20 protein-coding genes and 1 tRNA gene are annotated in these 25,369 nt (G+C 59.0%); 17 read left to right on the forward strand and 4 right to left on the reverse strand.

Features of this window, described 5'->3' with window-relative positions:
• Window positions 1-72 precede the first annotated feature (72 nt).
• The 7 genes from ACYZT3_RS01850 to ACYZT3_RS01880 all read left to right on the forward strand — a co-directional run bounded on the left by ACYZT3_RS01850 (window position 73) and on the right by ACYZT3_RS01880 (window position 10,220).
• Entirely contained in the window at window positions 73-711 is a 639-nt protein-coding gene (locus ACYZT3_RS01850) for an NADH:ubiquinone oxidoreductase subunit N (RefSeq protein ID WP_462031378.1), read from the forward strand.
• 299 nt (window positions 712-1,010) lie between these two features.
• Window positions 1,011-2,516 carry a YdgA family protein gene (locus ACYZT3_RS01855; RefSeq protein ID WP_462031379.1) on the forward strand — a complete coding sequence of 502 codons (1,506 nt, stop codon included), beginning with the start codon at window positions 1,011-1,013 and terminating at the stop codon, window positions 2,514-2,516.
• A gap of 251 nt (window positions 2,517-2,767) precedes the next feature.
• The gene (locus ACYZT3_RS01860) at window positions 2,768-4,837 is read left to right on the forward strand and encodes a type VI secretion system Vgr family protein (RefSeq protein WP_462031380.1); all 2,070 of its coding nucleotides are present in this window, start codon (window positions 2,768-2,770) and stop codon (window positions 4,835-4,837) included.
• Window positions 4,834-5,667, forward strand: a complete 834-nt coding sequence (locus tag ACYZT3_RS01865; protein WP_462031381.1) for a DUF4123 domain-containing protein — start codon at window positions 4,834-4,836, stop codon at window positions 5,665-5,667. Before ACYZT3_RS01860 ends, ACYZT3_RS01865 begins: the two co-directional genes overlap by 4 nt.
• Window positions 5,664-8,936 (forward strand): toxin VasX, encoded by a 3,273-nt coding sequence (locus ACYZT3_RS01870; protein WP_462031382.1) that lies wholly within the window; start codon window positions 5,664-5,666, stop codon window positions 8,934-8,936. Before ACYZT3_RS01865 ends, ACYZT3_RS01870 begins: the two co-directional genes overlap by 4 nt.
• On the forward strand, window positions 8,933-9,847 hold the full coding sequence (locus tag ACYZT3_RS01875) for a hypothetical protein (protein ID WP_462031383.1): 915 nt from the start codon (window positions 8,933-8,935) through the stop codon (window positions 9,845-9,847). Before ACYZT3_RS01870 ends, ACYZT3_RS01875 begins: the two co-directional genes overlap by 4 nt.
• Window positions 9,848-9,956: 109 nt before the next feature.
• Window positions 9,957-10,220 carry a hypothetical protein gene (locus ACYZT3_RS01880; protein WP_462031384.1) on the forward strand — a complete coding sequence of 88 codons (264 nt, stop codon included), beginning with the start codon at window positions 9,957-9,959 and terminating at the stop codon, window positions 10,218-10,220.
• Window positions 10,221-10,260: 40 nt separating this feature from the next.
• Here the strand turns inward: ACYZT3_RS01880 and ACYZT3_RS01885 are convergent, their stop codons facing one another.
• Entirely contained in the window at window positions 10,261-11,790 is a 1,530-nt protein-coding gene (locus tag ACYZT3_RS01885; protein ID WP_282377450.1) for an apoptosis inducing factor family protein, read from the reverse strand.
• A gap of 139 nt (window positions 11,791-11,929) precedes the next feature.
• On the opposite strand from ACYZT3_RS01885, the gene ACYZT3_RS01890 reads away from it, so the two are divergent.
• The 5 genes from ACYZT3_RS01890 (at window position 11,930) to ACYZT3_RS01910 (ending at window position 15,726) form a co-directional block, all read left to right on the forward strand.
• Window positions 11,930-12,490: a YbhB/YbcL family Raf kinase inhibitor-like protein gene (locus ACYZT3_RS01890; protein ID WP_462031385.1), complete on the forward strand. Its 561-nt coding sequence runs from the start codon at window positions 11,930-11,932 to the stop codon at window positions 12,488-12,490.
• Window positions 12,491-12,577: 87 nt separating this feature from the next.
• Window positions 12,578-14,287, forward strand: a complete 1,710-nt coding sequence (locus ACYZT3_RS01895; RefSeq protein ID WP_462031386.1) for a vWA domain-containing protein — start codon at window positions 12,578-12,580, stop codon at window positions 14,285-14,287.
• Window position 14,288: 1 nt separating this feature from the next.
• The gene (locus ACYZT3_RS01900) at window positions 14,289-14,855 is read left to right on the forward strand and encodes an RNA polymerase sigma factor (RefSeq protein ID WP_462031387.1); all 567 of its coding nucleotides are present in this window, start codon (window positions 14,289-14,291) and stop codon (window positions 14,853-14,855) included.
• Window positions 14,852-15,445 carry a hypothetical protein gene (locus tag ACYZT3_RS01905; protein WP_462031388.1) on the forward strand — a complete coding sequence of 198 codons (594 nt, stop codon included), beginning with the start codon at window positions 14,852-14,854 and terminating at the stop codon, window positions 15,443-15,445. The genes ACYZT3_RS01900 and ACYZT3_RS01905 overlap by 4 nt, the downstream gene beginning before the upstream one ends.
• Window positions 15,446-15,465: 20 nt before the next feature.
• Window positions 15,466-15,726, forward strand: coding sequence for a hypothetical protein (locus tag ACYZT3_RS01910; protein ID WP_282377455.1), 261 nt, complete (start codon window positions 15,466-15,468; stop codon window positions 15,724-15,726).
• A gap of 140 nt (window positions 15,727-15,866) precedes the next feature.
• Here the strand turns inward: ACYZT3_RS01910 and ACYZT3_RS01915 are convergent.
• Window positions 15,867-15,943: transfer RNA gene (locus tag ACYZT3_RS01915), tRNA-Arg, on the reverse strand.
• Window positions 15,944-16,292: 349 nt separating this feature from the next.
• Here ACYZT3_RS01915 and gabD point away from each other — a divergent pair.
• From gabD to ACYZT3_RS01930, 3 genes are all read left to right on the forward strand, one after another.
• Entirely contained in the window at window positions 16,293-17,735 is a 1,443-nt protein-coding gene (gene gabD, locus ACYZT3_RS01920) for an NADP-dependent succinate-semialdehyde dehydrogenase (RefSeq protein ID WP_282377445.1), read from the forward strand.
• Between the two features lie 183 nt (window positions 17,736-17,918).
• The gene (gene gabT / locus ACYZT3_RS01925; protein ID WP_462031389.1) at window positions 17,919-19,196 is read left to right on the forward strand and encodes a 4-aminobutyrate--2-oxoglutarate transaminase; all 1,278 of its coding nucleotides are present in this window, start codon (window positions 17,919-17,921) and stop codon (window positions 19,194-19,196) included.
• Window positions 19,197-19,347: 151 nt separating this feature from the next.
• Window positions 19,348-20,562, forward strand: coding sequence for an HDOD domain-containing protein (locus ACYZT3_RS01930; protein ID WP_462031390.1), 1,215 nt, complete (start codon window positions 19,348-19,350; stop codon window positions 20,560-20,562).
• Between the two features lie 40 nt (window positions 20,563-20,602).
• Here ACYZT3_RS01930 and ACYZT3_RS01935 read toward each other — a convergent pair whose 3' ends face one another.
• Entirely contained in the window at window positions 20,603-21,592 is a 990-nt protein-coding gene (locus ACYZT3_RS01935; protein WP_462031391.1) for a GGDEF domain-containing protein, read from the reverse strand.
• A gap of 139 nt (window positions 21,593-21,731) precedes the next feature.
• Entirely contained in the window at window positions 21,732-22,916 is a 1,185-nt protein-coding gene (desA, locus tag ACYZT3_RS01940) for a delta-9 fatty acid desaturase DesA (RefSeq protein ID WP_282377441.1), read from the reverse strand.
• Between the two features lie 147 nt (window positions 22,917-23,063).
• Between desA and dibA the strand changes: the two genes are divergently transcribed.
• Complete coding sequence (gene dibA / locus ACYZT3_RS01945; protein WP_462031392.1) at window positions 23,064-24,989, forward strand: phosphodiesterase DibA; 1,926 nt, start codon at window positions 23,064-23,066, stop codon at window positions 24,987-24,989.
• 149 nt (window positions 24,990-25,138) lie between these two features.
• Complete coding sequence (gene oscA, locus ACYZT3_RS01950) at window positions 25,139-25,321, forward strand: sulfur starvation response protein OscA (RefSeq protein ID WP_282377439.1); 183 nt, start codon at window positions 25,139-25,141, stop codon at window positions 25,319-25,321.
• The last annotated feature ends 48 nt before the right edge of the window (window positions 25,322-25,369 follow it).

Here is a 25,369-nt window from a genome sequence, read left to right on the forward strand (position 1 = left end):
ATGCTTTGACTTGATGAGGTCGCGCGTCGAGCTCATCAATCAAGGCTCGCGTTGGTCATGGGGATTCCAATAATGAAAAACCCTTATGCTCCCGGCTTCTGGTGCGCTATAGCGGCATTGGTGTTGCTGTCGGCCACCTATTTCTACGGCATCATGCTGGCCCACCAGATCGACAAGGCGCTGGTGTTCCTCGACAGTGCTTCAGCACTGATTGCCGTGATGGCAATCGTGGTGGTGGCCTGGGCGTCGCTCCAGGGCCTGCGCATCAAAAAAAGACAGCTCGAACAAGGCAAGACTCTGGTGTTGATCTGGGACACCAAGGTCGCGCTGCGCCGTGTCGAAACGGTGTTCGATCGGTATTTCTGGGGCAGTTACTGGCAACCGGGGCGTACGTTCCAGGAAGTCATGGGCGAACTCACCGGCACGCCGCTGGAAAAAAGCCTCGAAACCCTGAAAAAACAATGCCAGGCGCTGGACAAGCAAGTGTCCGAGGACGGCAGGCACTGGCTCAACAACGCCCGTGAACTCTGCGATGTCGCCAACGCCATGGCCCGCGAACGTTATCAACTGGACTTCTGCGACCCGCGCTCGGAATCCCCAAGCGGCACGGCGGTGATCAATCGCGACTTCGAGGTGCTGGTCTATACATGGACCGCACGGCTCAAGAGCTTTGATCATCAGCTGGATGAGATCGAGGTTCAGTATTCCTGAATTGATGTTGCCTGTACTGACGCCTTCGCGGGCAAGTCGGGTCGCCGCATCGCTCGCTCCTACAAGGGCACCACAGTCCCTGTAGGAGCGAGGCTTGCCCGCGAAGGCGATTGCATGACCGCCGAAACTCTCAACCCCTGCGCGCGGTCCATAGACACTCTTTAACCTTTAATCATTGGGTTGCCCGGCGCACCTGATGCTAATCTGCATCCCACTTTTTGCGCAGTCGTGACCGCAACCCGTCATGGGTTCAGGGAAGACGACCACACCTTCAACAACGGACATTGATCGGGTCATTCATGAATAAATCTGCAGGCGTGCTTCTAGGAATTGTGGTCGCCATCGGTGCAATCAGCGCCGGCGGTGCCTGGTACACCGGGACCAAACTCGAAGGTGTGCTGAATACCTCGATCGCCGACGCCAACAAAGAGCTGCAAGCCGCGCTGGTCGGTTCCAACGGCAAAGCGTCGCTGGAACTGGTGTCGCTGGAGCGCCATGTGTTCAGCAGCACCGCGCACTACCGCCTCAAGGGCCAAGGCGAGATGTTCGGTGAAGCACCGGTCGAGCTGCTGTTCGTCGATCGCATTGAACACGGTCCGCTGCCGTTCTCGCGCCTGGTGTCGCTGAAGTGGTTGCCGGTCCTGGCCACCAGTCACTACGAACTGGAAAGAGCCCCGACCACCGAAAAGTGGTTCGCCGCTGCCAAGGACAAATCCCCTCTGACGGGCGTGGTCAACATCGGCTACGACAACTCCACCAACGGCACCCTCCAATTGCTGCCGCTGGACGTGGCGCTTGACGACAAATCCAACCTGAAATTTTCCGGGCTGAACCTCGAAGTCGCCGCCAGCGCTCAAGCGCAGAAGGTCAAGGCCAATGGCTACATGGACAGCCTGACGCTAAGCACGGTCGCCGAAGATCAGACGCCGGTGAAGGTCGAACTGAACGGCCTGACCCTGGCCAGCAACCTGAAAAAAAGTACTTACGGTTACTACACCGGCGAGAACACCGTCGAGCTGACCGACAGCAAGACCACCTTCGGCGCCAAGCAGTCGGTATTGGGTTTCAAGAAATTTGAAATGAAGAACCAGACCGAGGAATCGGGCACCAGCGCTTCGGGGCGCGCCGATTACAAGGTGGGTGAGGTGACCTTGAACGGCAAGGCTGTCGGGTCTGCGCAAATGGCCATGAGCCTGAAGAACCTCGACATCCCGGCAACAGTGTCGCTGATGCAGATTTACCAGACCAAACTGCAACCGTACGAGAAGGCCGCCGCTGAGGCCGCTGCTGCGGGCGAACCGGCTCCAGAGTTGGTCTTGACCCCGGCCGAAGAGGCGCAAGTCAAAACCGGACTGGAGAAACTGCTGGCTGCCGGCCCGCAGGTCGCCCTGGAGAATCTGTCGTTCAACACCCCCAATGGCGAAAGCCGCGCCAACCTGGTGCTCGACCTGACCAAACCACAATCCATGGACCTGCCGCCAGACCAGCTGACCCAACAACTGATCGCGCTGCTGGACGTTAACGTGCGAGTGTCCAAGCCAATGCTCGTTGACCTGCTGAGCGTGCAATCGCAAATCGACGGTCAGACCGACGCCAAGCTCATCGCCGATCAGGCCACCGCCACCGCCGACATGTTCAGCAGCATGGCGGTCGGCACGCAGTTGGCAAAACTGGAAGGCAACAACATCGTCACCAAACTGCACTACGCCAATAATCAGGTGGAATTCAACGGCCAGAAAATGACCGTCGAAGAGTTTGTCGGGTTCGTCATGGGCAAATTCGGCGGAAGTGTCACCGTCCAGTAAAACCAGGACTTACCCGCCGACGCCCGGCCTCTGCGCAACGCAGATGCCGGGCGTTTTGCTGTCTGGCGTTTGAAACGGGACAAGGAGCGATGCCCAATTTTCTGAAGAACGGAAAGCTCTGGCTGTATTCGAAGACCCTTCCTACATAAATCCCTTTTCCCCGTTGTTAACGTGCCCGCCAGTTTCGCGTGCACAGACCATGGACGGTTTAGACGTCGCGCTTCATTTCCTCTTTGCTTAAGGATAAGCGTATGTTCGGATCGGCCAATACGGCGCATTTTGCGCTGCACATCCCCGCTGTTCGTAACGATTTCAAAGTGCTCGTCTTTGACGGTGTAGAGGCCATCAGTGCTTTGTATGCGATCCAGGTTGAACTGGTCAGCGAACACCCGGATTTCGATCTCGAAAGTCTGCTCAGCCAACCCGCATTTCTCCAGTTCGGTCTTAACGGCGAAGGCCTTCACGGTCGGATCGAAGACGTGTTCGTGGGTGAGGCCGGCAAGCGCCTGACTCGTTATCACCTGACCCTCGTACCGACGCTGCATTATTTGCAGTTCAGCCACAATCAGCGGATTTTCCAGCACCTGACGGTGCCGCAAATCATTGCTCAGGTGCTCAAAGGTCACGGCGTTCAGGCCGATGCGTTTACCTTCCATGTCAGCACCAGCCCCGAGCGCGAGTACTGCACGCAATATGGGGAAAGCGATTTCGAACTCGTCCAGCGCCTGTGCGCCGAGGACGGCATCGCGTGGCATCACCAGCACTCGGCAGACGGTCATTTGTTGGTGTTCACCGACGACCAGACCTGGTTCCCCAAACTGGGCGAAACCCCTTATCTACAAGACTCCGGCATGGTGGCCGAGCACCCGGTCGTCAGCCAGTTTTCCATGCGTTTCAGCACCCGGACCAGCACGGTCACGCGCCGGGACTATGACCTGAAACGACCGAATCTGCTGCTGGAAAGTCGCTTTACTGCCGAGTTCAGCCCAGAGCTGGAAGACTATCGTTACCCCGCATTAATCGAGAACGAAAAACGCGGTAAACAGCTCGCTCGTCAGGCCTTGGAGCGGCACCGTGCCGATTACCAGTTGACCGAGGGCAAAAGTGACCAGCCGACGCTGCGCTGCGGTCACTACTTCGACCTGACCGAACACCCGCGCAAAACCTGCAACGATTTGTGGTTGTTGCTCAGCGTGACGCACGCTGGAAAACAACCGCAGTCACTGGAAGAGGCCATCACCAGCGACGTCAAACCCGAAGACGGCTTTACCCAAGGCTATCGCAACAGCTTTCGCGCCATTCCATGGGACGTGCTCTACCGTCCGCCGATGCGTTCACGCAAAACCGTGCTGGTCAGCCAGACCGCCCGTGTTACCGGGCCGGTCGGCGAAGAGGTTTATTGCGATGAATATGGCCGTGTCCGTGTCGAGCTGCCTTGGGATCGGGCCGAACTCAACAGTGAAAAAAGCAGTTGCTGGCTGCGGGTGTCATCCAGCTGGGCGGGTGAAAGCTTTGGGGCGGTGACCATCCCGCGCATCGGCATGGAAGTGGTGGTGACTTATCTGGAAGGCGACCCCGACCAACCGTTGATCACCGGGTGTGTGGCCAACACCGTCACGTCCGTGCCGTACGCCTTGCCCGAGCACAAAACTAAAACCGTACTGCGCAGCCACAGCTCCCCGCACACCGGTGGTTACAACGAACTGTCGATTGAAGACCGCGCCGGGCAGGAGCAAATCTATCTACGGGCGCAGCGCGATATCGAGCAACTGATCCTCAACGACAGCGACACCAAGATCGGCAACGACCGCCGTGAACAGATCACTCGCGACAGCCACAGCCTGATCAGCAACGACCGTTTCGAACAGGTGGGCAACCACAGCGCCAGCCTGATCAAGGGCGACGAGTTGCACACCACCCAAGGCGTGCGCAACACGGTGGTCGGCACCGACGACCTGCTCACCATCAGCGGCAACAGCAGCACCACGGCCGGCGGCACGTTGGTGATTCAGGCCGGTTCACAGGCCCACGTCACCGCTGCCAACGTGGTGATTGATGCGGGGATGAGCCTGACGCTTAAGGCTGGCGGTCACCACATCGTGATCAACTCGGGCGGGATTTTCAGCAGCGTGGCCATTGTCGAGGGTGGGGCTCCGGTAGCCGGTGTGCCTGTTCAATCCGCGGTTTCATTGGTTCCAGTGGCTGCGCAGGCCCTGATTGCGCCATCCCTGGCCGCGCAAAAACTGGCGTTGACTCAGGCCGCACAACAGGCCTCAGCGATCTGTGCCGTGTGTCAAAAACTGGCGGAGATATCGGAATGAGTCAGGCTTATCTGCTGCTGGATCGCGCCCAGATTGAACGTCTGCCCGAGCGTCTGTTTGAGCTGGGGAGCACAACGTTTCAATCGCTCTATCAGACAACTGCCTATAGCCCATTGGAGGAAGTCGGGCCGGTACTGCTGCCTGTTTCCCCTAATAGTCCGCTAGCCCAGACCTTTTTTCGGGACTGGAGCGCGACGTGTGGCATCTGGTTGGAGTCAGAGGCGCAAGAAGCTGTTGTGCTTGAGCATTTACGGAGCCTGATTCACGTCCGTGTCGCGGGGGATGTCACGGTCTTGTTCCGTTACCACGACCCGCGTATCTCGGCATTGTGGCTAGCGCAGTTGGCCGCCTGCGAGCGTGATCGCCTGATGGGTCCTATACGACTGATCCGGCTCCCGGAATTGGATATCCATCAAGAAAACCCGGATCAACCCGCTGCCCAGTATGCGCAAGAGCCTTGGTTGTTCTTGCCTGCGGAACAACTGGATCACTTGGGCACGGCCCAACGGCAGCGTTTCGCTCAACAATTGATCGAACATTGCCAGCAGTACTTTCCTGAATGCCTGCAAGGACTGGACGCCTTTGCACTGCAACAGTGGGCATCTCACTGTCAGCACAGTGCCGAACGTCACGGTTACAGCGCCATCGATGAAGTCCTGCTCTGGGCTCGCTTCCACGCTGCGCTGGGCACTGACTTTCCCGATGCACCTGATCACGCCGCTTACCGAAGGATGTTGGCCGAGCCCGGTGTATCGCCCGAGCAACGGCTGGATAACCTGAATGCCGAACTGACGCGTCAGCAGCTCACCGGCAAGGAGTCCTGCCCATGAGCGCAGAAAAACTGGCGATGGTCGACCGAGCCGCTCAGGCCGAACGCGCCGCCAAGGCTCAGCCTCACGTCGATATCAACAGTACGCTTACGCCGTGCCCGGCCAGCCAGGCCGAGATTTTCGTCGTGCCCGTGCGTTATGCCTTGGCTGAAGAAAAGGCCGCCAATCCTTGCTGCGTCCCAGGCGTGACCACTCAAAGCCGTCCCATGGCGGCGCGTCGCTTGCGGGCCGGATTTGTTTATCTGTGGCAGGACAAAGGCCCCCTTAAACGGTATGCCGTCTCGCCGAATGGTCTGCTCAAAGAGCAAACGCTCGACGCCGATGCGACCCTGGTACTTGACGCCACCCTGACGGGGCTGGCCCTGGAAAAAATCCACGACGCGTGGATGCTCTACAGCGAGTTCCCATTGAACCCCGAGCACTGCCAATCGCTGAGCGACAGCAGCGCCAAGCGGCGTGAACACATGCGTCATGTGGCGTTGCGCACCGTGGCCAATGAACTGCAAGCCGAGCATTGCCCACCGTTGGAAAAAGCCGTTGAGGTCATGGCTGAACTCATCCCCGGCACCTTCGCCCAGTTCATGAAGGCTGACCCACAATGGGGCGCTGAGGATACCGGCGCGCTGGGCGAAACCGTGATGAAAGACCCGACGCCGGCCAACATCAAGGCCTACACCGACGCCATGCACCGCGTGCGTGAGCGCGACAAAGCCATCGCCCAATATCCCGGCGCCCGCAACCAGCTGCCAGGCGAGTGGAGCGCCGAACCATGGGATGGCCAGGGCACTCAGGATTGGTTGGACAGCGCCAAGTCACAGGCCAAGGAATTATTTCCCGTGTTCGCATGCCTGGATGACGACCTGGGCGTGCTGCGTGACATCAATCACGAGCAGGAATGGGTTGAGGCTGGTCACGAAAAATGGTTGGGCGAGAATAATGTTCGGCTGAGCATCGGCGGGTTTGTGCGCAGCCTGATCAGCGAAGACGGGGCCGAACTGGCCGGGTCCATCAGCTACCGCTACAAGGCTCGCGAAATCACCCTCACGCCCGAACAGGGCCAAGTCATGCTCGACACCCAGCATCGGCTGGATGAAGAACTCAAGGCTGAAACCCGGGTTCGTCAATACGGTGGCCAGCCCACTCAGGCCGAAGCCAGCGGCCGGGATGCGCGTATCGCAGCCATCGTCGCACCAGTGCGAGCCTTTATTCCGGCGGACTTGTACACCGAAGTAGAATTCATCGTCCGCGAATACCGCGCCGAAAAACACGCCAACCTCAACAACCATTTCTTCAGCGCCAAGGTCGGCGAATACATCGACCTCGAGGCGATGAATACCTGGTTCGCGCAGACCGCAGCGGCGCACTACCAACAGATCGAACAGCGTCACACCGCGTTGTTTGCCGACCGGGGCGTGTACCTCAACCGCTCGCTCAGCGGCACCTGGTTTGTCGATTACGACGACCTGACGACGCGGCACTGGCTGACCGAACTGGCCACCGGCTGCCTGACCGCCCAATGCCTGCGCGCCCAGGGCGCCGAGCAATATGCGGACTACGTGCGAGCCGCCGACGGCGGTGCCCTGAACCAACTGTTCAACGCCTGGACGCCCTCAATCGATGCGGCCATTAACAACACCTCTCGCCTGGGCGAGTTGATGGCGGCACTGGCCTCCGACAACATTAGCGCCACCTATCAGGTATTGGCGCCGTTGAGCGCAGCGGTTCTGGAAGACATCGCGGCCATGGCGCGGGACGTCAGCAACCAATGGAGTGTATTGGTCAACCGTCTGGCGGCTTCGCTGTTGTTGCTCAAGGGGGACGGCGCCTTCAGCCGCTCCTGGATGGGCGTCTTCATCGCCGCGCGGCTGGGCAGCGACACGCGTTTGCAGTTCGTGACCGAGGCCGGCCGGCAGGTGTGGAAGTTGTTGGGGCAACAGGGTGAAGCGCTGGGCGACTGGGCGAAGGCGACCGGGAAGGCCATCGGTGCAGGGCGTGTGGAGCGGATTGTTAAATCCAGTCTGGTGATCAACAGCGGTGGGGTGGTGCCGTTGGCGGCGTTGTTGTTGAACGTGCTGAATGCGCATAACCATTTGAGCAAGGCCGGGGTGGTGGAGGGGATGGACAGTCGGCGGGTGAATGACACGGTGTCGGCGACGTTGTATGCGGCGGCGGCTTTGGTGGCAGTGGTTGATAATCAGGTGCGGAAGGGGTTGGGGAAGGATCGGTTCTTTATTCGCTCATCTGCCGCGCCAACACTTACGCTGTTTGGTGGGGTGATTGGTGGATTGTCATTTGCCGCCGCAGTGAACGAATACAGATCTCTGCAAACTCAGCTAGAGCGAGCCCATACTCATGTCGATCCGTGGCTGGAGATGCGTCAGAACGTGGTCGCTGGGCAGGTCGGTGCTTTTGGTGCTCAGGCACTGTTGGGGATGGCCCAAACCGGCAGAGCCTTGGCGGGATTAGTCGAGGTCGAAGTCGCCATCTTGCGTTACACGCTGTACATGGGACCGTTGAACTGGATCATTGCCGTGTTGGGCGTGCTGTACCTGACTGCCTGGTTCTTTGAGCGGACGCCGCTGCAAAACTTCCTGAACTTCTGCTGCTGGTCAAAAGCGCGGGCGATCGACTTGGAGCCTATCGCCCCCAAAGTCCAACAGGACGAGCTCGACCGGCTATACCTCATTCTTTATACGCCTCGGGTCAGCATGCAAAGCAGCTCGGAGTCGACCACTGATCATGGCCCTTCCGGCCTTGCTTTCGTCAGTTCCATCAATGCCCTGACCATCGACTTGCCAGGTGCCGAGCCCGGCAGTGTCTACCTGGAACTGAGCATGGTCGGTGACCCGGAGGACACTCAGGGCTACCGCCATCTGATCAAAAACAGCCCGACCAGTAACTTCAAGCCACCTCGTCCTTGGCGAGATATGACACCTCATTGGCTGTCCAGCAGCGTTTGTCAGTGGATACCGTTCAAGGAAGGTCAGGGCTTACGGTTGAGCGGCCCCTTCAAAGAGCTGATAAATGTATTGAGGACAAAACCCAGCACTGTTTCCCTGCGTTTGCGATATCGAACGCCATTGACCGCGATACTCGGCGCCCGCACTTTTATCGGCGGTGAGCGAGGGCTCGCCTTTACCCTGAATGACTCAACTGGTGTGATAGAACTGCGGGCCGACCCGACACCCCAACTGGATCGTGTGCCCAATTACCCGCTCGGCGAGGACCACCCCGGCGCTATTTACCTGCAACCCAAGGACAAACGATGAGCACCCCACCGGCAGGCACCACGAAAAAACGGACTTTTTCGCGCAATGACTACCTGGCGCCATTACCCATCCCTACGGGTAGAAAACCCTCAGATGTGCTCAACACCATCTGGCGCAAGAACGAGGTGTTTCTCGATATTGGTAGCTACAGCATCGGTTCGGCGGTGATGGTTCTGTGGCCGATGGTATTGCTGTTTGCGCTTTTGAACTACATCACTCCCGATCCTCTTATATGGGGCGGAGGGCTAATCATCGTGGGCATCCCTATTTTGCTTGTGGTCTATGGCCTATTCCGCGAAGTGCCCTTACCCGTGCGCTTCAATCGCCAGCGCCGAGAAGTCTGCGTACCCCGCGACGATGGCGAGTACTGGATCGTGCCATGGGAGACCGTCACGGCAGCGGCCACACAGCACTCGTCGGTCAGTCAGGCCGGTAAAGCCACGATGGGCTTATTAATCATCGGTTTCGAAAACCCGGACCCGCAGGCCAAAGAAGACGACAAGCATTTCTCCCTAGGCTTCAACTGTGGGGGCGGCACCACGGCGATGGCGCTGTGGGAGTGCATGCGCAGCTACATGGAGATTGGTCCGGAGGCTGTTGAGGATCAGACGGCACGTTTCGACAGGTCTAAAGGGATATGGGCGACCTATCTGGACGATCTTGTAAAAGCTGCAAAATTGAGAGGTTGGCCTTTAACCATCTTGTGGGAAGGTTTCTGCGGGATCTTCATTTTCAATACGTTGCTAATCGACGTCCTTGAGCGGTGGAAACTGAATCCGCCGCCAGACCTGCCCTATCCCGACATAATCGAATGGTCAAAGCCACTACCTCCCGAACAGTGGGCCAAACGCTCCCCGGAACTGGAAGAAGCCATAGCCAAACGCGAGGCTGAACTAGTCGCTCACGCCTAGCGAGAGTTAGCTTGAAGGCGAGTATTCGAGGCTGCGGGAATCTGATCAAAACAGCCCACTCAGCCGCGACATGCCACTCCGTCCTTGGCGCAATTTCGTGAAAGGGGTGATGGACGGCCAAAGTATCCCGGACCTTAAACGACGCTCAGGGCTGGGCATGGGCGGCAGCACGCGCTGGCGTGAGCAGTTTTTGTTGTTGATTGAAAAGTTGGGGCACCGTGAACTGTTGCAGTGGATCACCTGGATGCGCAGTCGTCGCAATAACGAAGCGGTCAGTTTTGTGCGTCAGGGTGGGCACCTGGACAAGGCAACGCGCTCTATTTATCCGCAAGGAACGCGAAAGGGTAGGTTTGTTGCCCGCATATGCCGGTAATACATCGTCAGCATTCCAGCCTTGTTGTGAATCATTGCGTCTAGCCAACATCCCGAATCAGTCGCCACGCTTCGTCCACCGGCAGCGGCTGCTTCATCCGTTCGGCGAGCATCGCTACCGCACGTTCTTCATCGCAAGCCACCGCGGCGACCACCACTCCGTCCTTGCCGAACAGCCCGATAAAGGGTGGATGGTCGGGATCGCCTTTGAACTCGAGCTCGTCCCAGGTTTCGGCGTGTCCAAGGTAGTCGTAGTTTTTACCGAAGTGCCAGGTCCAGAAATACGGCACGCCGAGGTAATGCTCGTCGCCGCCAAGCATGTTCATCGCCGCGATCCGCGCCTGTTGCTGTGCCAGGCGCCAGTGTTCGATCCGTTGAGGCTGGCCGTTGAGCGGAAAGGTCGCGATATCGCCGGCAGCCCAAAGCCCATCGGTCACGCGCATCCCGCCGTCGACTTTCAGCGACTGGTCCTTTTCCATGGGCAGGCCGGTGAATGCGCCGGTTGCCGGGCTGACGCCAATGCCGACCAGCACCAAATCCGCCGGTAAACGTTGGCCGTTGTCCAGGCGCACCGCTTCGACCCTGGCGGTTCCTTCGATGTGCGTTGCTTCGCCAGCCGTATGAAACACCACGCCGTTGGCCTCGTGAAGAGCACGAATTGCCTTGCCGACCGCGTCGCCAAACTGTTTGACGAAAGGCACGGCGTGACGCGCCAGAACGGTAACGTCCAAGCCGTATTGACGCAGGGAGGATGCGGATTCCATGGCGATAAAACTGTCGCCGATGATCACCGCTCGTTGGCCTGGTTTTGCCGACTCCAGAATTCGCTGCGCCTGATCCTTCGAACGCAGCACGAACACTTGCGGCAGGTCGGCGCCAGGCAGCGTAAGAGGATTGGGTGTGCCTCCGGTGGCGAGCAGCGCGGCGTCGTAGCTCAGCGATTGACCGTCGAGCAACTGCAACGTTTTGTTCGCGGCGTCCAGGCTCGCCACTTCACCGTTTATTCGCTCAATGCGCTGTTCGCGGTAAAAGTGTTCATCACGCAGCGGCGGGATTTCTTCCGGCGGCATCTCCCCGGCAATCACGAATTTGCTCAATACCGTACGGTCGTAACCGGCGTCGGTTTCACGGTCGATCAACAGCACCCGGCCACCGAAGCCTCTCTCCCGCAACGCCGCCGCACCCGCCGTGCCTGCGGCGCCGGCGCCTATGATCACAAACGTCCGCTCATCGTCGGCGGGCGGGGTGTGAGCGTCGGACATCGGCTGATCGTCGACCCAGACCTCATCTTCGCGCACCTCTAGGGGATAACGCTTGAGGCTGTCCAAGGCCGGCGGTTCGCACAGCGCGCCGTCCTCGATCCGAAACGTCCCCTTGTGCCACGGGCAGATCAGGCGCCCATGACACAGCGCACCTTCGGCCAGCGGCGCACCGGCATGAGGGCATTCGCCCTGATAGGCGCGCAATTGATCGCCGGCCCGCAGCAGGAGGATTGTGGTGTCCGCGATCCGCACTTCCAGGCCGCGGTCTTCGGGAACGTCGGCGAAACAGGCAACGCGGTGCAGTGCCATCATCACTCTCCAGGCAAGCGTTTCATTTAAGAGTTTGGCGCTTATCCAGAGGTTCAGCCAATTCCCACTGCCACCGAACGAACGGTCCGGCTATAGTTTGCACGCCGACGACGGCCCCACCCGCACAAGGTGCTCCGGTATGACCCGATTGACCTCTCTGACCCCTTGGCTGGCGGCCGTTGCCGTCGCCCTTTGCGTGCAATTTCCGGCGCAGGCCCAGGAGCGTTTCACCTTGAACATCCCAGGTGTCACCGACGATCGATTGTTCACCTCGGCGGCTGCCAGCGATGCGCCCAATTGCGGTGGGCACAATCAGTCACCGGCCTTGAACTGGAACGCCGGGCCGGCGGGTACGTTGAGCTATGCCATCGTCATGCACGATCCTGACGGCCAAAAAGGCCAAGGCGTCGATCACTGGGTGCATTACGGCATCAAAGCCGCGACTCATCAGATTGCCGCCGGCGTCGGCGCAAAATCCGCCCTTGAAGGCGTCGGTGGCACCAACAGCAAAGGCACCACAGGTTATGTCGGTCCTTGTCCGCCGGTCGGCGACAGTGCGCACCACTACATCATCCAGCTTTACGCCCTGGACCTGGCCCCGGAAGCTTTAGCTGCCGGCCTGACGCGCGCGCAACTGCTGGAAAAAATCAAAGGCCATGTGTTGAAAAACAGCAGTGTGGTGCGGCGTTATCACCGCTGACGTTTTTTTCAGCAGGTTTAACCCGAATTTACCGGGCTGTCCGTCTCAGAGGATGAATGGATCAATTTCCTCCTGAGGTCAGCCCCCATGTCCCTCCCTCTGCATTTCCTCCGCCCGGCCGCCCAGGGTTTCGCTGCCGGGTTGCTGCTGGCCATTGCCGGTTGCGGCGTTTCATCCAAGCCTGATTCCGCTTCTGTGTCGCCACCGGCTCAAACTGTGCTGAATACCGAGGCGTTGGTGCGCAGCGAGGCCGTCATGGCGGACACCTCGATGGCCAAGCGCAGCGTGCGTCCGGCGCCGACGGCGAGTCATGCGCCGATGCCCGCGGGCGAGGCATCTGCGCAGGGCTATCGGGATGAGCAGCGGGAGCAGTATCAGGCGCTGGCGGATAATCCGATCCACCGCGTGGCCCAAGCACCGGTCTCAACCTTCAGCGCCGACGTCGATACCGGCGCCTACGCCAACGTCCGCCGCTTGCTCAATCAGGGACGCCTGCCACCGGAAGGTGCGGTCCGCCTGGAGGAGATGGTCAATTACTTCCCCTACGATTACGCATTGCCCACCGATGGCTCGCCGTTCGGCGTGACCACAGAGCTGGCGCCGTCGCCGTGGAACCCGCATACCCGATTGCTGCGCATCGGCATCAAGGCCTCGGACCGCGCGGTAGCGGAGTTGGCCCCGGCGAACCTGGTGTTTCTGGTGGACGTCTCCGGCTCGATGGACCGAAGCGAGGGTTTGCCGCTGGTCAAAAGCACCCTCAAATTGCTGGTTGATCAATTGCGCCAGCAGGACAGGGTTTCGTTGGTCGTCTATGCCGGCGAATCGCGTGTAGTGCTGGAGCCAACCTCCGGACGCGACAAAGCGAAGATTCGTACAGCCATCGATCAATTGGCCGCCGGCGGCTCCACCGCTGGGGCGTCAGGCATCGAACTGGCCTATCAGATGGCGCAGCAGGCGTTTATCCCCAAGGGCATCAACCGCATCCTCCTGGCCACCGACGGTGACTTCAACGTCGGCATCAGCGACTTCGACAGCCTCAAGCAAATGGCTGTGGATAAGCGCAAGACCGGAGTTTCCCTGACCACATTGGGTTTTGGTGTGGATAACTACAATGAACACCTGATGGAACAGTTGGCCGACGCCGGCGACGGCAACTATGCCTACATCGACAACCTGCGTGAGGCGCGCAAGGTGCTGGTGGATCAGCTCGGTTCGACCCTCGCTGTCGTGGCGAAAAACGTGAAGCTGCAAGTGGAGTTCAACCCGGCACAGGTCAGTGAATATCGGCTGTTGGGGTATGAAAATCGTGCGTTGAAGCGTGAGGATTTCAGTAACGACAAAATCGATGCCGGTGAAATCGGCGCAGGGCATACGGTGACTGCGTTGTACGAAATTGTGCCGAAGGGTGAGAAGGGCTGGTTGGAGCCCTTGCGCTATGGCAACCCCGGGGCAGTTGTTTCCGGGAAATCTGGGGAAATGGCCATACTGCGCGTGCGATATCAGTTGCCCGAAGGTGGGAACAGTCGCTTGATCGAGCGGCCGATCACTGACAGTGCTGCGCCAGCCAGTGAAGACCTGCGATTTGCAGCGGCCGTGGCAGCCTTTTCCCAGCAGCTCAAGGACGGACGTTATACCGGCGATTTCAGCCTGAAGGACACCGAGGCTTTGGCGCGTGGTGCGCGGGGCGAGGATCGATTTGGTCTGCGCGCCGAGTTCGTGCAATTGGTGGAGTTGGCGCAAAGTCTGCGAACCACGACCGCATCGAACAGTGAGCTGCTTAAAGGAGGCTACAACTGAAATGTCTGCTCCTGAATCGAGCGACGAATCGCTGCTGGCCCGTTATCGCGCAGGCGACGGGCCGGCGTTCGAGATTTTGTACGCCCGTCACCGCCAAGGGCTCTACCGATTCCTGCTCGGCCTGAGCGGCAAGTCCGAACTGGCCGAAGAGGTTTACCAGGAAACCTGGTTGAGCCTGATCCGCAGTACCAGTCAGCCACAAGGTCGGGCGAATTTTCGTACCTGGCTTTACCAGATTGCCCGCAATCGACTGATCGATCACTGGCGCAAACACGGCATCCACAACCCCTTGCACGACAGCTATGACGAACAGATCCACGCGCTGAGCGATGACGCTGCTGATCCCGAACAACTGCTGAGCCTGAGCCGCGACAGCCAACGCCTCGAAGCGGCCCTGCAAAACCTGCCCGCTGACCAGCGCGAAGTGTTCCTGCTGCGCGCCCATGGTGATCTCGACCTGCCGCAGATCGCCACCCTCACCGAAACACCGCTGGAAACCGTCAAAAGCCGCTTGCGCTACGCCCAGCAAAAACTGCGTCGGCTGCTGGCCGAGGAGGTACTGACATGACTGACGCCCGTCCTACACCAGAAGACCACGTGTTGCAGCATTTTCGCGAGCATGCGAGTGGCGAACCACCGTCCCATCTCGACGCTTTCATCCTGGCCACAGCGCAACGCGAAATTCCGGCACAGAAACCAGGTCTGTGGAGACGCTGGGTTCAGGCTTGTCAGAAACCCCGTTGGCAGGTCGCATTTGCCAGCCTCGTCGGCGTGGCCCTGATGCTTGCACTGGTGCAACGCACACCGGACCAAGTGCCGAGTTATGACTTCGCTCCTGCACCCAAAGCGTCCGCACCGGTCGCCAAAAAAGAAGCTGCAGAAGCACCCCCTTCGGTTGCTCGCTCGCTGGCTGCGCCTTCCGGCGCGATGTCCGCCCCCGCGCAGAGCGAATCGATCAATGCCGAAATGGCCGATGAAGCCAAGGTCAGCAAGCGTGCAGCAGCTCCAGCGAAAACCCTGGATGAGCAATTGCGTGAAGTGATGCGCCTGCAAAAGGCCGGTCAGACGCAAGCCGCCGATGCGCTGTTGAAGACATTGCACAAGCGTTTCCCTGACGAAAACCTCACGGCCCGACTCAAGGCGTTGCAGAAAAAATGAAGGACACAGCGGTCGCCAATTTGGCATCGACGCCTGAAAGCGCGCACTATCGGCCCATAGCCGATGCGTTGGAGGAAGCCATGGCGAAAAAAATCGACCGCATCGCCCAAATGCTCAACTGCCCGGTGAAGGGTCAGGAATTACGACGGGCTGTTACTGAGAGTCGTAAGGAGTTTCTGCTGGCGAAGCAGGCAGAAGCGCTTGAGGAAGACGTTCTTGATGAAGAGGTTGAGGACGAAGAGGATGATGAATACGACGAGTTTGATTGGACGACTGAATAAACAACCGCATCGGCGGTTTTTTTCAGGCTCAGTTGTTCGGTTAAACCGAACAACTGCACCCAGCGCCCGTCCTGAGGCTTTAACGTCACCCACAAAAAAGCCCCAGACCCTGCGGTCTGAGGCTTTCTCGTTTCTACGTATGGTGCACCAGGCGGGATTCGAACCCACGACCACTGCCTTCGGAGGGCAGTACTCTATCCAGCTGAGCTACTGGTGCAATGCGGGCGCCATGATACTCATATGCACTGCGGGCGTCCATGCTGCTGAATCGCCTGCGGTTTTCCGAAGCGTACCCTGTGTTTGCTACGTTGATCAGAAAAATTAAGCTAATGCGGCGTTTTCGTTCTTTTTTTCGAACAGGCTATTGTCCTTTACCCCCTTTGATCCTAGGATTCGTTTGAGATTTCAAACGCTCTTGTCTGGGTGCTGAACCGCACGAGTTTCAATCAGTGCGCTATTTATGTGCTTCAGCCCGGTGAATGATTTCCCTGACGGCAGCCTATAAGGCGCCTTTCAACAATCATAATTCGCTCCGCGCGTGCGCGGTGCTGTTAAGGAAAGCCGACATGCAGCTTAAAGACCCCCAGTTGTTCCGCCAGCAAGCCTTTATCGATGGCGCTTGGGTTGATGCGGACAATGGTCAGACGATCAAGGTCAACAACCCGGCAACGGGCGAAATTCTCGGCACCGTGCCGAAAATGGGCGCTGCCGAAACCCGCCGTGCGATTGAAGCCGCTGACAAAGCGCTGCCGGCCTGGCGTGCACTGACCGCCAAGGACCGTGCGAACAAGCTGCGTCGCTGGTTCGAACTGATCATCGAGAACCAGGATGACCTTGCTCGCCTGATGACCCTGGAACAGGGAAAGCCGTTGGCCGAAGCCAAGGGCGAAATCGTTTACGCCGCTTCCTTTATCGAGTGGTTCGCCGAAGAAGCCAAACGCGTCTACGGTGATGTGATTCCGGGCCACCAGCCAGACAAGCGTCTGATCGTGATCAAGCAGCCAATCGGCGTGACCGCTGCAATCACCCCGTGGAACTTCCCGGCCGCGATGATCACCCGTAAAGCCGGCCCGGCTCTGGCCGCCGGTTGCACCATGGTGCTCAAGCCTGCTTCGCAAACCCCGTTTTCCGCATTCGCGTTGGCTGAACTGGCCCAGCGTGCCGGCATTCCGAACGGCGTGTTCAGTGTTGTGTCCGGCAGCGCCGGCGACATTGGCAGCGAGCTGACCAGCAACCCAATCGTGCGCAAGCTGTCCTTCACTGGCTCGACCGAGATCGGTCGTCAGCTGATGGCCGAATGCGCCAAGGACATCAAGAAAGTCTCCTTGGAACTGGGCGGCAACGCGCCGTTCATTGTGTTCGACGACGCGGACCTGGATAAGGCCGTCGAAGGCGCGATCATTTCCAAGTACCGTAACAACGGCCAGACCTGCGTTTGCGCCAACCGTCTGTACATTCAGGATTCGGTCTACGACGCGTTCGCCGAGAAGCTGAAAGTGGCTGTGGCCAAACTCAAGATCGGCAACGGTCTGGAAGAAGGCACCACCACTGGCCCGCTGATCGACGAAAAAGCCGTGGCCAAGGTTCAAGAGCACATTGCTGATGCGATCAGCAAAGGCGCAACCGTTCTGGCGGGTGGCAAGGTCATGGAAGGCAACTTCTTCGAACCGACCATTCTGACCAACGTGCCGAAGAACGCTGCCGTGGCCAAAGAAGAAACCTTCGGTCCATTGGCTCCGCTGTTCCGCTTCAAAGACGAAGCCGAAGTGATCGCGATGTCCAACGACACCGAGTTCGGTCTGGCTTCGTACTTCTATGCTCGCGACCTGGGTCGTGTGTTCCGTGTGGCTGAAGCCCTGGAATACGGCATGGTCGGCGTCAACACCGGGTTGATCTCCAACGAAGTCGCGCCGTTCGGCGGCATCAAGGCGTCGGGCCTGGGCCGTGAAGGCTCCAAGTACGGCATCGAAGATTACCTGGAAATCAAATACCTCTGCCTGGGCATCTAAGTCCGGCAAGGCATTGCTTCAAGCGGAAAGGGCACGAGAGCGCTGACCCTTTCTGCGCTTCAAACGGAATTTTCTCTGTGGCCGGGAACGCTGTGGCAGTCGATCATCGCATGCTGCCGTAGTTGTCTCCCCGCCGCATTTTCCTTGAACCACGCCGCCCGATGAGCGGTGAATGAGGACTTTATGAGCAAGACTAACGCATCCCTGATGAAACGCCGCGAAGCCGCTGTACCACGCGGTGTTGGCCAGATTCACCCGATCTTCGCCGAGTCCGCGAAGAACGCCACCGTGACCGATGTTGAAGGTCGCGAGTTCATCGACTTCGCCGGCGGTATCGCCGTGCTGAACACCGGTCACCTGCACCCGAAAATTATCGCCGCCGTGACTGCGCAGCTGAACAAGCTGACTCACACCTGCTTCCAGGTGCTGGCTTACGAGCCGTATGTAGAGCTGTGCGAAAAAATCAACGCCAAGGTGCCAGGTGATTTCGCCAAGAAAACCCTGCTGGTGACCACCGGTTCCGAAGCCGTCGAAAACGCCGTGAAAATCGCCCGTGCCGCCACTGGCCGTGCTGGCGTGATCGCCTTCACCGGCGCTTACCATGGTCGCACCATGATGACCCTGGGTCTGACCGGTAAAGTCGTGCCTTACTCGGCCGGCATGGGCCTGATGCCAGGCGGCATCTTCCGTGCGCTGTACCCGAACGAACTGCACGGTGTGAGCATCGACGATTCGATCGCCAGCATCGAACGCATCTTCAAGAACGACGCCGAGCCGCGTGACATCGCTGCAATCATCATCGAACCGGTTCAGGGCGAAGGCGGTTTCTACGTCGCGCCGAAAGAGTTCATGAAGCGTCTGCGCGCTCTGTGCGACCAGCACGGCATCCTGTTGATCGCTGACGAAGTGCAGACTGGCGCTGGCCGTACCGGCACCTTCTTCGCCATGGAACAGATGGGCGTTGCTGCCGACCTGACCACCTTCGCCAAATCCATCGCTGGCGGCTTCCCGTTGGCCGGTGTGTGCGGCAAGGCCGAATACATGGACGCCATTGCTCCAGGCGGCCTGGGCGGCACCTACGCCGGTAGCCCGATCGCTTGCGCCGCGGCGCTGGCCGTGATGGAAGTGTTCGAAGAAGAGCGCCTGTTGGACCGCTGCAAGGCTGTTGGCGAGCGTCTGGTCACTGGCCTGAAAGCCATCCAGGCCAAATACCCGGTCATCGGCGAAGTCCGTGCCCTGGGCGCGATGATCGCGGTCGAGCTGTTCGTCGACGGCGACAGCCACAAGCCGAATGCTCCTGCTGTGGCCGCGGTGGTGGCCAAGGCTCGCGACAAGGGTCTGATCCTGCTGTCCTGTGGCACTTACGGCAACGTTCTGCGTGTCCTGGTGCCGCTGACTTCGCCGGACGAGCAGCTGGACAAGGGCTTGGCGATCATCGAAGAGTGCTTCTCGGAGCTTTGATTTAAGTTGCACTGATCGATGTGTGAACTGATCGACAAAAAAACCCGCTTCGGCGGGTTTTTTTGTGTCCCCGGAATACATCGATGGCAAATGCGCTGTATCGAATGGCCGGCATTGACTAAGGTGCAAGCACTACCTTTGGAGTGTGTAAATGATTGCTGTGGTGTTACCCGCTGCCCCGCGTGTGCTGATTGCCGAGGCCGACCCTTGGTCCCGCGACCTGCTCAAGCAGGTTTTGTTGAATGTGCGCTGCGACGCACGGCTGGATCTGTGTGCTGATGGTCAGGAAGCGCTGCACCTGTTGGCGGAGAACCCTTACGACCTGGTGATCGTCGACTGGGAGTTGCCCGGCGTCGATGGTTTGAATGTCTTGCGCAGTATCCGTCAGCGTAAACGCAACCCACCGCTGCCGTTCATTTTGATGAGCAGTCGCAACGACAGCGCCAGCGTGCGGGAAGTCTTGCCCCTTACGCCTGCGGCGTATCTGACCAAACCCCTGAACATGGAAAATCTGACTCACCGTCTGCAGGATTTGCTGCTGAACGCCGGTGAAGAGGTGTCTTGCGAAGCGCCTTCGCTGGCGCCAGGCATGACCTTGTCGGTTTACCTGGAACGTCGACGTGAGCTGGCCGACGGTGCGCCACTGATGACCGACGTACAGTTGGCGGTCAAACGCAGTCTCAATCCCAACGGCCTCGATCTGACATTGCTGCATGACGAGATTCGTACTGATCCGCAGATCACCGCCGTGCTGATCGCCGCCGCCAACAGCGCGGCCCAGCACCATGGCACCGCCGTACAAACCCTGTCCCAGGCATTGCACCGCCTCGGCACCGGGCAAAGCATGAACCTGATTCTGGGACTGGCCCTCAAGCGCAGTGCCCGCCTCAGCGATCCGTTTCTGGCCGACTATGCCGAGCGCTATTGGGAGTTATCGCTGCGCACCGCCGAATATGGCCGGACCTTGGCGCGCTTGCTCGATCTGGATCAGGAGCGCTGTTATTGCGCCGGTATGCTGCATCGCCTCGGCGACCTTGCGCTGTTGCGGTGTTTGCAGGAATGGAAGCAGGCCGGTGGTGAGCTGGATGAATGGGAGGAGGTCGGCGAAGCGCTGGCCGAATTCGGTGCGGCCTATGGTTCGGCGCTGCGTGCCCGCTGGCGCCTGCCGCTGGAGCTGCGAGAGCTGATTGCGGCGGTCTACCAGTTCGGTGGTGGGGTTTACTCCCGCGAGGCGCTGGTGATGAACATGGCCGCCCAATTGGCGCGTCTGACCGAGCATGAAGGCATTGAGGAGCTGGCGAAGAGCCGGACGGCGCGGTTGCTCAAGATCGGATTGCCGGAATTGATGCGTTTGCGCAAAAAGTGAATAGATTGTTCCCATGCAGAGTGGGAACGATCCAAATAACTCAACCGGAGATGATGCGGTTCTTGCCCTGGCGTTTGGCTTCGTACATCGCCGCATCCGCGCGGGCAAACAGGCTGTCGACGCTTTCGTCCGCAATGGTGAGGCTGGTCAGGCCCTGGCTGACGGTGATGCCGAACGTCTGTTCGTCATGGGTGAAGCTTAATCGCTGAATCTCCCGTTGCAGGCGCTCGGCCACCTGCAAGGCCATGTTCGGCGCGCAGCCGGGAAACACCGCTGCGAATTCCTCACCGCCAATTCGCCCGAACACATCACCGCGACGCAACGCCGCGCGACCGCTCTCGGCGATCCGCTGCAGCACGTTGTCGCCCTCCAGGTGGCCGTAGGTATCATTGATCACTTTGAAATCATCGATGTCCAGCAGCAGGAACGCCAGCGGCGTGCCTTGGAGCCGTGCCTGTTCGAATTCACGGTGGGCACATTCGAAGAAGTGTCGGCGGTTGCTGCTCTGGGTCAGCACGTCGGTGGTGGCCAAGCGTTGTAGCTCGGTTTCCATCTGCTTCTTGTCCGTAATGTCTTCGGCAATGCCGACGATGATCACGGGTTGCCCCGGCTCGGCCTGGCGGTTGATGAAGCACTTGTCACTGAGCCAGCGGACCTGGCCGTCGGCGGCAATGATTCGGTACTCGCGGTCTTCAACGGCGCCTTGGACCAGCACTTCGGCCAGGCTGCGTTCGGCATAGTCCAGGTCGTCGGGGTAAATGCTGTCGCGCCATTGGTTGTAGTCGGACAGCAACAGGCCTGCGGAGCGGCCGAAAATCCGTTCATACGCGGGGCTGACATAGAGCACCTGACGGGATTCCCAGTCGAAGGCCCAAAGCACCGCGTTGACGCTCACCAGCAGAGCGCTGAACAGCTGCTCGCGTTCGCTCAGGCGCGCCACTTCGCCCTGTGCATGCATCAGCGCCAGCAAGGTTTGCGCGGCCTCGGGCCACTGCGGTAGGGATGAGTCCTGTAGGTTTTTATTGACCATCGACACAAAGTCTCAAAGGGCGTGTGCCGTTCGAGGTTCGAAAGCGGCCCGCCTGGATGGCGAAGTGTCTTTGAGATAGGGGATTTGGAGCTAAGTTCCGAAGGGTGCGCCCACGAACGGGGCGCACCGATCAACGGCGTCAGACAGCGGCGGGGCGCAGGGAGTAGGTTTTCAGCTGATCGGCGAAGTCGCGCAGGGATTGAATCCCGCTGGCTTCGGCTTCGTGTACCCAATCCTTGATGGCGGCCAGCATATCGTGACCATTTGAGCTGGTCTTGACCCAGATCTGCTGCAAGGCCAGGCGTTTCTCGTAAATTACCTTCAGCGCCTGACTGTGCTCGAGCATGGTCTGGATGCGAAGGTGGTGTTTGTCATCCAGCAGGCTGGTTTCTCGCGAGAGCAGGCGCTTGGCACGGTGGAACTGGTGACGGACCGAGTGATCGACCTTGTCCAGCTCTTGTTTGACCAGCGGTGCGATCACCAATTTGCGGTACTGGGCCATGATCTGGAAGCGGTTGTTGAGGATCGCCATGGCGGTGTCCATGTCCAGGTTGCCTTTGCCTTCGACCCGGTGAGCGATTGGCGCAACCCGCTGAACCTTGGCCAGATGCAGGAAGCTGAAGACCTGGATCCAGGCCCAGCCGAGATCGAATTCCCACTTCTTCACCGACAGTTTTGCCGAATTAGGGTAGGTGTGATGGTTGTTATGCAGTTCTTCGCCGCCGATCAGGATGCCCCAGGGCACCAGATTGGTCGCCGCATCGCGGCATTCGAAGTTGCGGTAGCCGATAGCATGGCCAAGCCCATTGACCACGCCGGCGGCCCACACCGGGATCCACATCATCTGGATGGCCCAGATGGTGATGCCAATGGTGCCGAACAGCAGCAGGTCGATGACGCCCATGATCGCCACGCCCAGCAGCGGAAAGCGGCTGTACAGGTTACGTTCGATCCAGTCGTCGGGGCAGTTCTTGCCGTAGATGCGCAGGGTCTCGGGGTTTTCCGCTTCGGCACGGTACAGCTCGGCGCCTTTGCGCAGAACGGTGGAGAGACCCTTGATGACCGGGCTGTGCGGGTCATCGACGGTTTCGCATTTGGCGTGGTGCTTGCGGTGGATAGCGGTCCACTCACGGGTGTTCTGCGCCGTGGTCAGCCACAGCCAGAAGCGGAAGAAATGTTTCAGGCCAGCATTGAGCTCCAGGGAGCGATGGGCTGAATAACGATGCAGATAGACCGTGACGCCAATAATCGTCACGTGGGTCATCAGCAGGGTGACTGCCACCAGTGACCAGGGCGACAAGCCGAGAAAACCTTCGTACCACATAGGCTATTGGGCCCTCGATAAAGAAAAAAACAGCCGTTGCATTATCACTAAGCTCACAGATAAAACCAGTCGCCCTTTCAGATAAGAGTGGCTGGATGTTTCTTTAAACTATAATTCCATCCTTTTTGAAGGGACATGGACAGCCGAATGTCTGCTACCTATCGCGATGCTTTGCGCGCAGCACTGCTTTACCTTCTGGTTTCCGTAGCTTGGCTGCAGTTCAGTGGCCATTTATTGAACAGTTTCTTCGATAGCTCTGCAGCGCTAATGCGCTGGCAACTGATCAACGGTTATGCCTGGGTGGTGTTCAGCGCCGGGTTGATTTTCCTAGCTCGGGCGCGATTGTTCCGTTGCCTGGGGATCGGCGCCAAGTTGCGTGAACGCGCCGAAGACCGCGAGCGTTTGCGTCAGGCGGCCGCGGTGTTCGATTGCACCCGTGAAGGGGTGCTGGTCACTGATTGCAAAGGCTTGATCGTTCATGTGAACCGGGCCTTCATGGAAATCACCGGCTATCAGCGTGAGGAAGTGCTGGGTCAGCGGCCCAGTTTGTTCAAGTCCGGTCATCACCCGCCGGCTTTCTACCAAGCGATGTTCGCGACACTCAACAGCATGGGCGAGTGGAGTGGGGAAATCTGGAACCGCCGCAAAAGCGGCGAGATTTACCCGCAGTGGCAAACTATCCGCATCATTCACGACGACCGGCAGCGGGTTAGCCATTACGTCGCGGTGTTTTCCGACATCAGCGCGATCAAGAATTCCGAGCATGAACTGACGCATTTGGCTCATTACGATCCGCTGACCGATCTGCCTAACCGCCTGTTGTTTACCGATCGCGCCGAGCAGGCACTGGCTGCAGCGCAGATTCACAAGCGCGGCTGCGCGTTACTGTTGATCGATCTGGATCACTTTAAAATGATCAACGACAGTCTCGGGCATAGCATTGGGGACCAGTTGCTCAAGGGCGTGGCCGAGCGTTTAAAAGCGATGGTCGTTCCGGGAATCACGCTGGCGCGCCTTGGCGGTGACGAGTTCGCCGTGCTCGCTGAAAACTGTCTGCAAATGGTGCACGCTGCGGCGCTGGCTCAGCGGATCATCGATGGCCTCAAAGAGCCGTTCCAGATCGACGGGCATCAGTTGTTCGTCAATATCAGCGTCGGCATCAGCCTATTCCCCGACGACGCCTTGAGCTCCGAGCAGCTGTTGCGCAATTCCGACTCGGCGCTGTTCAAGGCCAAGAGTGCTGGCCGTAACGGCTACGCCCTCTATACCGAAGAATTGACCGCCCATGCCCAGCAGCGGGTCGAGACTGCATTCGAATTGCGCCGTGCGCTGGAGCAGCAGGAGTTGCGGGTTTACTACCAGCCAGTTCACGACCTCAAGACCAGTCGCCTGATCGGCGTCGAGGCATTGGTGCGCTGGGAGCATCCACAGCGAGGGTTGGTGTCGCCGGCAGAATTCATTCCCATTGCCGAGCGCACTGGTCTGATCGCCGAAATTGATGCCTGGGTTATGCGCCAGGCTTGTGAGCAGATGTGCCAGTGGCAGCAGGCCGGGGAGGTGTTGTCGTTTGTCGCGGTGAATGTTTCTTCTCGATTGTTTGCCCGCCGTGAGCTGTTTCAGCAGGTGGCGAAGGTGCTGCACGAAACCGGGCTGGATCCTGCCTGTCTGGAGCTGGAAGTCACCGAGAGCGCTGTGATGGATGACCCGGAAATCGCGCTGGAGCAAATGCACAGGTTGCGTGAATTAGGTGTACGGCTGGCCATCGATGACTTCGGCACGGGGTATTCGTCGCTGCTGCGCCTCAAGCGATTGCCGGTACAGAAACTCAAGATCGATCAGGGTTTCGTTGCCGGGTTGCCGTGGGATGAGGATGACGCGGCGATTGTGCGGGTGATCATTGCGCTGGCCCAGAGCATGGGGATGCAGGTTCATGCCGAGGGGATCGAGCAGGTCGAGCAGGCGAGTTTCCTGCTCGAACACACCTGCAATCTGGGGCAGGGGTACTGGTTTGGACGGCCAGTGCCGGCCGGGCAGCTGGAGTGGGATCGTGTTCCACAGATTCTCCAGCACTGATCGTTCCCACGGTGGAAATGTTCAGTATTCTGGTTATATAAACATTCTTAAATAGTCTTTTTAAGAATATCCGCGCTTATCTACTATTGCTCTCACGCCGTAAGCAGTCCCGCCACTGCCAGGCAATCTCTAGTCGAAGGAGCAGCACCATGAGCGCATCCCTATGTAGCGTTGACGGCCAGGACGAATCAACCATTTTGCGTGAGATCCAGAGCGCCTTGCGCGACCTGCGTTTTGGTGCGGTGGAAATCACCGTGCATAACGCCCAGGTGGTCCAGATCGAGCGCAAAGAGAAATTCCGTCTGCAGAGCCCGAGCAACAAACCGAGCTAAAAAACCGGCAACCCGATTCCAGAACACCATAAGAAAATCAGAATTTCA

This window comes from Pseudomonas sp. MDT1-16, assembly GCF_054898115.1.

Coding starts and splice junctions, on each gene's coding strand:
- ACYZT3_RS01860 (WP_462031380.1), top strand. CDS start 2,768: ATGTTCGGATCGGCCAATACGGCGCATTTTGCGCTGCACATCCCCGCT.
- ACYZT3_RS01935 (WP_462031391.1), bottom strand. CDS start 21,592: ATGGTCAATAAAAACCTACAGGACTCATCCCTACCGCAGTGGCCCGAG.
- ACYZT3_RS01895 (WP_462031386.1), top strand. CDS start 12,578: ATGTCCCTCCCTCTGCATTTCCTCCGCCCGGCCGCCCAGGGTTTCGCT.
- ACYZT3_RS01850 (WP_462031378.1), top strand. CDS start 73: ATGAAAAACCCTTATGCTCCCGGCTTCTGGTGCGCTATAGCGGCATTG.
- dibA (WP_462031392.1), top strand. CDS start 23,064: ATGTCTGCTACCTATCGCGATGCTTTGCGCGCAGCACTGCTTTACCTT.
- ACYZT3_RS01880 (WP_462031384.1), top strand. CDS start 9,957: ATGGACGGCCAAAGTATCCCGGACCTTAAACGACGCTCAGGGCTGGGC.
- ACYZT3_RS01900 (WP_462031387.1), top strand. CDS start 14,289: ATGTCTGCTCCTGAATCGAGCGACGAATCGCTGCTGGCCCGTTATCGC.
- gabD (WP_282377445.1), top strand. CDS start 16,293: ATGCAGCTTAAAGACCCCCAGTTGTTCCGCCAGCAAGCCTTTATCGAT.
- ACYZT3_RS01875 (WP_462031383.1), top strand. CDS start 8,933: ATGAGCACCCCACCGGCAGGCACCACGAAAAAACGGACTTTTTCGCGC.
- gabT (WP_462031389.1), top strand. CDS start 17,919: ATGAGCAAGACTAACGCATCCCTGATGAAACGCCGCGAAGCCGCTGTA.
- ACYZT3_RS01905 (WP_462031388.1), top strand. CDS start 14,852: ATGACTGACGCCCGTCCTACACCAGAAGACCACGTGTTGCAGCATTTT.
- oscA (WP_282377439.1), top strand. CDS start 25,139: ATGAGCGCATCCCTATGTAGCGTTGACGGCCAGGACGAATCAACCATT.
- ACYZT3_RS01890 (WP_462031385.1), top strand. CDS start 11,930: ATGACCCGATTGACCTCTCTGACCCCTTGGCTGGCGGCCGTTGCCGTC.
- ACYZT3_RS01865 (WP_462031381.1), top strand. CDS start 4,834: ATGAGTCAGGCTTATCTGCTGCTGGATCGCGCCCAGATTGAACGTCTG.
- ACYZT3_RS01870 (WP_462031382.1), top strand. CDS start 5,664: ATGAGCGCAGAAAAACTGGCGATGGTCGACCGAGCCGCTCAGGCCGAA.
- ACYZT3_RS01930 (WP_462031390.1), top strand. CDS start 19,348: ATGATTGCTGTGGTGTTACCCGCTGCCCCGCGTGTGCTGATTGCCGAG.
- desA (WP_282377441.1), bottom strand. CDS start 22,916: ATGTGGTACGAAGGTTTTCTCGGCTTGTCGCCCTGGTCACTGGTGGCA.
- ACYZT3_RS01855 (WP_462031379.1), top strand. CDS start 1,011: ATGAATAAATCTGCAGGCGTGCTTCTAGGAATTGTGGTCGCCATCGGT.
- ACYZT3_RS01885 (WP_282377450.1), bottom strand. CDS start 11,790: ATGGCACTGCACCGCGTTGCCTGTTTCGCCGACGTTCCCGAAGACCGC.